Genomic DNA, 943 nt, shown 5'->3' on the forward strand with positions numbered 1-943 from the left:
CCATCCCCGGATCGAGGATGAGCCGGTCGGCAGCGACCCCGCTCCGTCGCAAGGCGGAAACCCGCGCCTCGAAGAACCGCACAATCTCGTCGAGCGCGTCTTCGGGTCGAAGGTGACCGGTGCGGGTGGCGATGCCATCCCGCTGCGCTGAGTGCATAACCACCAGCCTGCAGTCCGCCTCAGCAATATCGGGATAGAGCGCAGGGTCAGGAAATCCTTGGATATCGTTCAGGTAGCCCACGCCGCGCTTGAGCGCATAGCGCTGGGTTTCCGGTTGGAAGCTGTCGATTGAAACACGGTGCATCTGATCGGACAGGGCGTCTAAGAGCGGCGCAATACGTCTGATCTCATCGGCCGGCGATACAGGCCTCGCGTCCGGATGGCTGGCGGCCGGTCCGACATCCACGACGTCTGATCCGACTCGCAGCATTTCGATCGCCGCGGTGACAGCGCCGGCGGGGTCTAGCCGCCGGCTCTCATCGAAGAAGGAGTCCTCGGTGAGATTCAGAATGCCGAACACCGTCACCCTGCTGCGTAACATCGTTGCTGCTCCATAACATCAAACATCGACCCACGGCGTAACGCGCTTGCTGCTTGGATGCCCGAGGCATAGACTGTACAAAAAAACAGTCATAACAAGCCATGAAAACCGCCACTGCGCCGTTACCACCGCTGCGTTCGGTCAAGGTTCTGGACCAGTTGCGTGAGCGCATACGCTACTTGCATTACAGCTTACCAACCGAACAGGCTTATGTCCACTGGGTTCGTGCCTTCATCCGTTTCCACGGTGTGCGTCACCCGGCAACCTTGGGCAGCAGCGAAGTCGAGGCATTTCTGTCCTGGCTGGCGAACGAGCGCAAGGTTTCGGTCTCCACGCATCGTCAGGCATTGGCGGCCTTGCTGTTCTTCTACGGCAAGGTGCTGTGCACGGATCTGCCCTGGC

At 60.3% G+C, this 943-nt stretch carries 1 protein-coding gene and 1 pseudogene; one reads left to right on the top strand and one right to left on the bottom strand.

Annotation, left to right across the window (positions count from 1 at the left end; all coding sequences use genetic code 11):
* Positions 1–541: dihydropteroate synthase (folP, locus tag EA795_RS20620; protein WP_071538112.1), on the bottom strand; the 541-nt coding region annotated here is incomplete at its 3' end.
* 101 nt (positions 542–642) lie between these two features.
* Here folP and intI1 point away from each other — a divergent pair.
* A pseudogene (intI1, locus tag EA795_RS20625) lies at positions 643–943 on the top strand (class 1 integron integrase IntI1); the annotation flags it as partial.

It is taken from the genome of Stutzerimonas nitrititolerans, from assembly GCF_003696285.1.
Taxonomy (GTDB): domain Bacteria; phylum Pseudomonadota; class Gammaproteobacteria; order Pseudomonadales; family Pseudomonadaceae; genus Stutzerimonas; species Stutzerimonas nitrititolerans.